The organism is Mesorhizobium sp. M7A.F.Ca.US.005.03.2.1 (assembly GCF_003997795.1).
Classification (GTDB): domain Bacteria; phylum Pseudomonadota; class Alphaproteobacteria; order Rhizobiales; family Rhizobiaceae; genus Mesorhizobium; species Mesorhizobium ciceri.
Genome location: NZ_RZRP01000244.1, coordinates 1 through 7,566 on the forward strand (window position 1 = coordinate 1; position 7,566 = coordinate 7,566).

At 60.8% G+C, this 7,566-nt stretch carries 7 protein-coding genes; 3 read left to right on the forward strand and 4 right to left on the reverse strand.

Annotated elements, in window-relative coordinates:
- Nucleotides 1-102 precede the first annotated feature (102 nt).
- From EN991_RS15500 to EN991_RS15515, 4 genes are all read right to left on the reverse strand, one after another.
- The gene (locus EN991_RS15500; RefSeq protein ID WP_013531528.1) at nt 103-261 is read right to left on the reverse strand and encodes a hypothetical protein; all 159 of its coding nucleotides are present in this window, start codon (nt 259-261) and stop codon (nt 103-105) included.
- Between the two features lie 83 nt (nt 262-344).
- Entirely contained in the window at nt 345-815 is a 471-nt protein-coding gene (locus tag EN991_RS15505; protein ID WP_013531529.1) for a YbhB/YbcL family Raf kinase inhibitor-like protein, read from the reverse strand.
- Nucleotides 816-862: 47 nt separating this feature from the next.
- The gene (locus EN991_RS15510) at nt 863-1,069 is read right to left on the reverse strand and encodes a hypothetical protein (protein ID WP_013531530.1); all 207 of its coding nucleotides are present in this window, start codon (nt 1,067-1,069) and stop codon (nt 863-865) included.
- Nucleotides 1,070-1,167: 98 nt separating this feature from the next.
- On the reverse strand, nt 1,168-3,159 hold the full coding sequence (locus tag EN991_RS15515) for a protein-L-isoaspartate(D-aspartate) O-methyltransferase (RefSeq protein ID WP_127369071.1): 1,992 nt from the start codon (nt 3,157-3,159) through the stop codon (nt 1,168-1,170).
- 263 nt (nt 3,160-3,422) lie between these two features.
- Between EN991_RS15515 and EN991_RS15520 the strand changes: the two genes are divergently transcribed.
- The 3 genes from EN991_RS15520 (at nt 3,423) to EN991_RS15530 (ending at nt 7,454) form a co-directional block, all read left to right on the forward strand.
- Nucleotides 3,423-5,834 carry a phosphoketolase family protein gene (locus EN991_RS15520; protein ID WP_024505216.1) on the forward strand — a complete coding sequence of 804 codons (2,412 nt, stop codon included), beginning with the start codon at nt 3,423-3,425 and terminating at the stop codon, nt 5,832-5,834.
- Nucleotides 5,831-7,009 (forward strand): acetate/propionate family kinase, encoded by a 1,179-nt coding sequence (locus tag EN991_RS15525; protein ID WP_127369072.1) that lies wholly within the window; start codon nt 5,831-5,833, stop codon nt 7,007-7,009. The genes EN991_RS15520 and EN991_RS15525 overlap by 4 nt, the downstream gene beginning before the upstream one ends.
- 205 nt (nt 7,010-7,214) lie before the next feature.
- Nucleotides 7,215-7,454, forward strand: coding sequence for a hypothetical protein (locus EN991_RS15530; RefSeq protein WP_013531534.1), 240 nt, complete (start codon nt 7,215-7,217; stop codon nt 7,452-7,454).
- Nucleotides 7,455-7,566 lie beyond the last annotated feature (112 nt).

The window sequence follows — 7,566 nt, forward strand, 5'->3', positions numbered from 1 at the left end:
GTTGGGGATCGTCGTCGCCCGCTGCGGCTTACGATCCCCTGTCTTGCCGATTGGATGTCTTGCCGATTGGATGTCTTCCGATCGGACATCTTGCGATGCGGATCAACGCTTGTCCTGGTATAGCCGGTCGGTCGCCCGGTCGCTTTCCCTTCGTTCAGCGGGCCCACGCCGGCGGCGTGCGATAACGGCATAGGCCAACAGCACGATCAGCAACAATGGGCCGCCGGCAACGACGACTAACCACATGATATCTCCAAACATGGCGGCATCTCCTTTCCCAGACAACCGGCAAGGAGGAGAACCGTTCCGCGCAGCAGCAGGGTAATGCCACCTCGGTCATCAACTTACGGATTGCGTTCGTAGGTTCCGATGAGTTCTGCCTGCTCGAGCGAGTGTTTCTGCGCCTCCCGCCAGATGCGCTCGACGCCTGCGCTGGCCGGAATGGCAAGGCTCGGCGTGTCGAGCGCGGCCAGCCGGAAATGGTAATGGTGGACGCCATGTCCGACCGGGGGTTCAGGGCCGTCGTAATAGGCGTTGCCAAAATCATTTGTTGCTTGCCTAAGGGCACCGGGACCTGGCTTGCCGCTTTCCGCCTCGGGAAGTTCCCTTGTCTCCGCGGAGATGTTGAATACCGCCCAATGACCAAACGTTCCGCTCGGCGCATCAGGATCCTGAACGACGAGAACGAGGCTTTTGGCGTCGTCCGGTACTCCAGACCATTTCAGCGGCGGCGATACGTTTTTGCCGTCTCGTGTATATCTTTCGGGAATTGGTCCGCCTTCGGCAAAGGCGGCGCTGCTGAGGGCAAGTGGCATGGTTCACTCCTTCCGGGGAAGTTGATCGCAGCGATGCCAACGGCATGCTATTTGTTGGTCCGCATCTTTTGTCTTGGATCGATCCCGCCAGCAGCGGTCGTGTCGTTCTCGACATCGCCTTCGACCGTGTTCTCGCCTTCCAGCTCGAACTCTTCGCCTTCCTTGATCGTTCCCTTGGAAGTCCCGATACCAGGATTGTTCGCCAAGTCGGCATCGCTCGGTTTTTTCCATTTCGGATGTTTGGTTCCGGTCATGAGAAAACTCCTTCGACGGGATTTCAGTTTAAAAATGCAAGCCAGATGGGCCGTTCCGGTTCCAGGGCTCTGCTTCATCGGCTCGCCGCGCGCGCCGGTTAGAGCCCGAATGGATAGGTGTCGGGAACGCCGGTTCTTGCATGCTCCGGGCCAAGCGGCGTCACTGCCGCGGTTTTGTCGAACCATAGGAACGCGTCGAACTGCTGGGGCAGGGAAGCGTCCGCATAGTGGCTGCCCAGCTCGGTTTCCGGCCGGTAGATTACCCCGATGAATCGCTCCAGCCTGCGTTCCAGCAGCCGCTCACGCAGCGTCTTGTCGCGCCCGAGGTCGAGCAGGAACCGCGACACAAGAGAATCGTGGCAAAGCCGTTCGTAGCTGTCGGCGTGCGACGCGCGAACCTGCTTCACCTCCATTTCGCCATCCCAGTCGCTTGCGGCCGCTACAGTGCCGGAATGCGTGCCCATACCGATTAGCGCTGCCTCATCGCCGAAACGCTGCCGGCAGAGCTGACCGATGTTCAGTTCGTCCCTGACGACACCCATCTCGGTAAAGCGGGCATCGCCGATATGGGAATTGTGCGCCCACACCACCGCCTTGGAGTTGGGGCCGCCGGCGTTCAACAAATGTTCCAAGGTCTCGAACATGTGGGTGTCGCGCAGGTTCCAGGACTCCGCACCGCCATAGTACATGATCCGGTAGTAGTGTTCGGCGGACGCGATCAGCCGAGCATTCTGACTGGCGTCGAGAAAGTCGGTTCCGTCCTGTTTTGCATAATCGAGTTGTCTGGCGAGCAAGTCCCGGCATTGTTCCAGCACGGCTTTCTCGCATTTTTTATAGCCGGCGGTGAGCACCGCACGGCCGTAGGTAGACGGTTCGTGTTGCCAGGGCGTCAGGCAACCATACCGTTCGCGTGCAATCTTGGCTGCCTGGGGATCGACCCGGTCGAGATAGTCGAGGACCGCGCCTATGGACCCGCTCATATTGTAGATGTCCAGGCCGTAGAACCCTGCTTGCTCCGAAGGTTCTAGCTTCTCGTTGCGACGGCGCATCCAGTCGGAGAAGGCCGCGACATCGGTGTTGCGCCACATCCACGTCGGAAACCGCTGGAATGGCGCACCGGCGCCTGTTCGCGGCCGACGATGGCGAACATAGCGGTCGATCGCCGCCGCATCGGGCCAGTCCGCCTCGACCGCGACGATGGTGAAGCCGTGCCGTTCGATAAGCCTGCGGGTGATCGCCGCGCGCGCCCTGTAGAACTCGGACGTGCCATGGCTTGCCTCGCCAAGCAGAACGACGCGCCGGTCGGCGAACCGGTCGAACAATGCGCCGAAGGCCGGATCGTCGAAATCGGGCAGCGGTTCAGCCGCGGCCGCAATCATATCGGGCAGGCTGATCGGATGCGGATGTCGAAGTGGGCGACCGACCTTGGTGACGGTGCCGTTTTCCGACCAACCCTGCTCGCCGATGAGAGGGACGAAGCGCACGCCGCCGAAATCCTCCTCGCTGTAGGTTGCGGCACCTGTCCGGGTGACTTTGAGCAGGCGTTGCAAATCGGGGTCGTCGCCGACCGGAATGACGAGCCTGCCGCCGACATCGAGTTGCTCCTGAAGGGCGAGCGGTGCGCCGGGACCGCTGGCTGTCACCACGATGGCATCGAACGGCGCCGCCTGCGGCCAGCCCTTGGTGCCATCGCCTGTCCGGACCTCGATGTTTCGATAGCCGAGTTTTTCAAACCGCCGTTTCGCCGTTTCTGCCAAACCGGGATGACGCTCTATGGTGTAGACCTGTTCGACGATCCGGCTCATCACCGCGGCGGCGTAACCCGAGCCGGTGCCGATTTCGAGCACGTGGTCACCCGGTTTGACGCCCGCCATTTCGATCATGAATGCGACGATGTAAGGTTGCGATATGGTCTGGCCGTCGGCGATCGGCAGCGGCGTGTCTTCATAAGCAAATTCCTCGAAACCGGGTTCTACGAAGGCCTCGCGTGGAACTTCGCGCATCGCCTGCAGAATTTCACGGTCATGGATGCCACGCCGGCCGACGTGGATATTGACCATTCGATCACGGGCACGAGGAAGATCGAGCATTTTTTAGCTCCCTTGGTGCAACGCTTCGAGGTTGTCCTTCGCGGTAGCTGCCTTGAACCTGGCCTTCGCGATTCCAGTTTCTAACCGCTGGAGGACTTCAAGGTTCCCGCCTATTTGCGGACAGAGCCGCTCGCTCCACCGGGATAGCGACCGGTCTCTTGGCCGCTCGGGTCGCGACACTGTCCCGGACGGCGGCAGTCGGGGGTTGCTCAAGCGCAAAGATGCCCCAGTTATCACCAGCGAACCGAAAGCTGGAGATGTCGATGAACGACAAGGCTGCCGCGACGCCGCAGGCTATCGGCCACGAACGGATCGACCTCATGGACCGTTACTGGCGCGCCGCGAATTACATCTCGGTCGGCCAGATCTATCTGCTCGACAATCCGCTGTTGCGCGAACCGTTGAAGGCCGAGCACGTCAAGCCTCGGTTGCTTGGCCATTGGGGCACGACGCCGGGCCTGAATTTTCTCTACCTGCATCTGAACCGCGTTATCCGCGAACGCGACCTCGATGTTCTTTTTATCTGCGGCCCGGGCCATGGCGGTCCCGCAATGGTCGCCAACACATGGCTCGAGGGCACCTATAGCGAGATCTATCCCGATATCGGGCAGGGCGAAGACGGCCTCAGGAAACTGTTCCGGCAGTTTTCCTTTCCCGGTGGCGTGCCAAGCCATGCCGCGCCCGAGACGCCAGGCTCCATCCATGAGGGCGGCGAATTGGGATATGCACTGGTTCATGCCTTCGGTGCGGCCTTCGACAATCCGGGTCTGGTGGTTGCCTGCGTCGTTGGTGACGGCGAAGCCGAGACCGGTCCGCTGGCGGCGGCATGGCATTCCAACAAGTTCCTGAACCCAGCGTCGGACGGCGCCGTCCTGCCGATCCTGCATCTAAACGGCTACAAGATCGCCAATCCGACGATCCTCGGCCGCATGGACGATCAGGAATTGCGAGACCTTTTCGCCGGCTATGGCTACGAACCGTTCTTCGTCGAAGGCCACGAACCGCTTGCCATGCACCGATCCATGGCCGCGACGCTCGACACGGTGCTCGATCGCATCCGTTCCATTCAGGAGCAGGCACGGGCTCCGGGATGGCATGGTCAACGCCCGAAATGGCCGATGATCGTGCTGCGCAGCCCCAAGGGATGGACCGGGCCGAAGGAGGTCGATGGCGAAAAAGTCGAGGGTTTCTGGCGCTCGCATCAAGTGCCGGTATCGAACGCTCGAGGGAATGAGGAGCACCGCAAGATCCTCGAAAACTGGATGCGAAGCTACGAGCCGGGAGAGCTGTTCGACGAAAGCGGGCACCTGTTGCCGGAGCTTGCGGCACTTGCCCCGACAGGGACAAGGCGCATGGGCGCAAGCCCGTACGCAAATGGCGGCCTGCTGAAGCGCGATCTGATGCTTCCAGATTGGAAAAGCCTGGCGCTGGAAGTGCCGCGTCCAGGTGGCGTCATTGCCGAGGCGACGCGGATTTGCGGAAGCTATCTTCGCGAGGTGTTCCGCCTCAATGCCGAGGCGCGAAACTTCCGCCTGATGGGGCCGGACGAGACATCCTCCAACCGCCTCGACGACGTGTTCGAGGTCACCGATCGGATCTGGATGGAGCGCATCGAGCCCTATGACGTCCATCTTTCCCGTGATGGTCGCGTCATGGAAGTGCTGAGCGAGCATCTCTGCCAGGGCTGGCTTGAAGGCTATCTGCTCACCGGCCGGCATGGCCTGTTTTCATGCTATGAGGCCTTCATTCATATCGTCGATTCGATGGTCAACCAGCATGCCAAATGGCTGAAGACCTCCGGCGAGCTCGCTTGGCGCAAGCCGATCGCCTCGCTCAATTACCTTTTGACCTCGCATGTCTGGCGGCAGGATCACAATGGTTTCAGCCATCAGGATCCGGGCTTTGCCGATCTGGTCGCCAACAAGAAGGCCGACACGGTAAGGCTCTATTTCCCGCCGGACGCCAACACCCTGTTGTGGATCACCGATCATTGCCTGAGAACCTATAACCGCATCAATGTCATCACCGCCGGCAAGCAGCCGGGACCGCAATGGCTGTCCATTGAAGAAGCCGGAGCGCATTGCAAAGCTGGAGCGGGCATCTGGGAATGGGCCGGCACGGTTGCTCAGCACGAGGAGCCCGATGTGGTCATGGCCTGCGCCGGCGATGTGCCGACCCTGGAAACACTGGCCGCGACAGACATTCTGCGCTCCGCGATCCCCGACCTGAAAATCCGCGTCGTCAATGTTGTCGACCTGATGACATTGCAGTCGAACACGGAGCATCCGCACGGCCTGCCCGACGGGGACTTCGACGCGTTGTTCACGAAAACACGGCCCGTCATCTTCGCCTATCACGGCTATCCCTATCTCATTCATCGCCTGACATACCGCCGCGCCAACCATGACAACATGCATGTGCATGGCTTCCGCGAGGAGGGCACCACGACGACGCCATTCGACATGGTGGTGCTCAATGAACTCGACCGCTACCATCTCGCGCTCGCCGCCATCGAACGCGTGCCGGGACTGGCCGAAAGGGCCGAAGGGCTTGCCGGCGAACTCCACGGCAGGTTGGCGAAGCACAAGGCCTATGTGCGCGAGCACGGCGAAGACATGCCCGAAATCCAGAAATGGAGCTGGCCCGACAAAGCCGCGACAAAGGGGCGCCAATGATGCGTCGGTCGATCCTGGCGCTGAATGCCGGCTCGTCCAGCATCAAGTTCGCGCTTTACGATCTTGTCTCATCACGGGATATGCAACTCGTTTCACGCGGCACGCTGGACCTGGGCGACAAACCCACACTGCGCGCAAAAGCGGCCGACGGAACGGTGCAGTGCGATCGGCCGCTCACCGCCGACAAGCGGCGTGACGCGGCCATAGGCGAGATGCTGAATTGGGTGCAGGGCGAAATTGGGGAAAGAAACCTGATCTGCGCCGGCCATCGCATCGTGCATGGCGGAAGCGAGTTCATCGAACCTGTCCGTCTGACCCCATACATCATCGACGCCATCGACAGACTTACGCCGCTTGCTCCGCTGCATCAGCCTCGCAGTCTCGCGCCCGTCCGTGCAATAGCCGCCTTGCAACCGGACCTGCCACAGGTTGGCTGTTTCGACACCGCTTTCCACCAGACGATCGATCCGCTCGTGCGGCGCTTTGCCCTTCCGCGCCAGTATGAAGAGCAAGGCTTGCGCCGCTACGGGTTCCACGGTCTCTCCTATGAATACATCGCCGGGCGGCTCAGCGAGATATCGCCAATTTTCGCGGCGAAACACACGATCGTCGCCCATCTCGGCAATGGGGCAAGTCTTTGCGCCCTGCACGGGGGCAAAAGCATCGATACCACGATGGGTTTTTCGGCCCTGGATGGCCTCGTCATGGGCACGCGGTGCGGCGCCATCGATCCCGGCGTGCTGTTGTATTTCCTGCTGGAAAGAGGCATCGCGGCGGAAGAACTGCAGGCGATGCTCTACGAGAAGTCGGGCCTGCTCGGCGTATCCGGGATTTCCGGCGACATGAGGACGCTCGAAGCGAGCAATGATCCTCGCGCGCAAGAGGCGATGGCGCTTTTCGCCTTTCGCGCCGCGAGAGAGGCCGCGGCGCTTGCAAACACGATGGGTGGCCTTGAATGCCTGGTGTTCACCGCCGGCATCGGCGAACGGTCCGCGACCATCCGCAAGGCCATATGCGAAAAATTGACCTGGCTTGGCGTGGTGCTTGAAGATCGCGCCAACAACACCCACGCCGAGATCCTCAGTCGTCCCGAGAGCAAGGTGGAAGTACGGGTGATTGCGACCGATGAGGAAAGTGTCGTTGCACGTCACAGCCGCATGGTGATGCAAGCCTGAACGCTCGCCTCGGCATCGGAAAATCGCTGTCGATTCGGCCCGATGAAAGCGCGGGCAAGGGTATTCCCTGTACGAAAATTACCAAGCAAGCGGTCGGGGGAACCAACTGCCCATAGAAATATTGTGCGAGCAATCCCGGCTAACCCCGAGATCGTCGGCCGATGATCAGGCCGACAGCCTTACTTCAGGCATTGGCTGAGGATCCATGTTTACGGACGACGTTGCGGTGAGGCGCCTGAAAATCCTGGTCGAGCAATATGTCGAGACACGCAAGAAACGCCACGATGTGATCTCTACCGCCAAGGCCGGGACCGCAATTCGAGAGGTGATGCCAAGTTGCCCGCTTTCCGGAAAGGCCTTCGATGATCTGATAGCGGCCTGCGCCATCGAGCATGGCCTCGCTGTGCTCTTCGACAATCCGGGGACATCAGGCACTGAAGTCTGAGGCTGGCGCTTCCGATGCCACCATCGCGATGAGCAGGAGTTCAGTCGACATGTCCAGGTACTTTTTCGACCTTCGAGATGAGAGCGGAAGCTTGCAGGAGGATCCCGAGGGC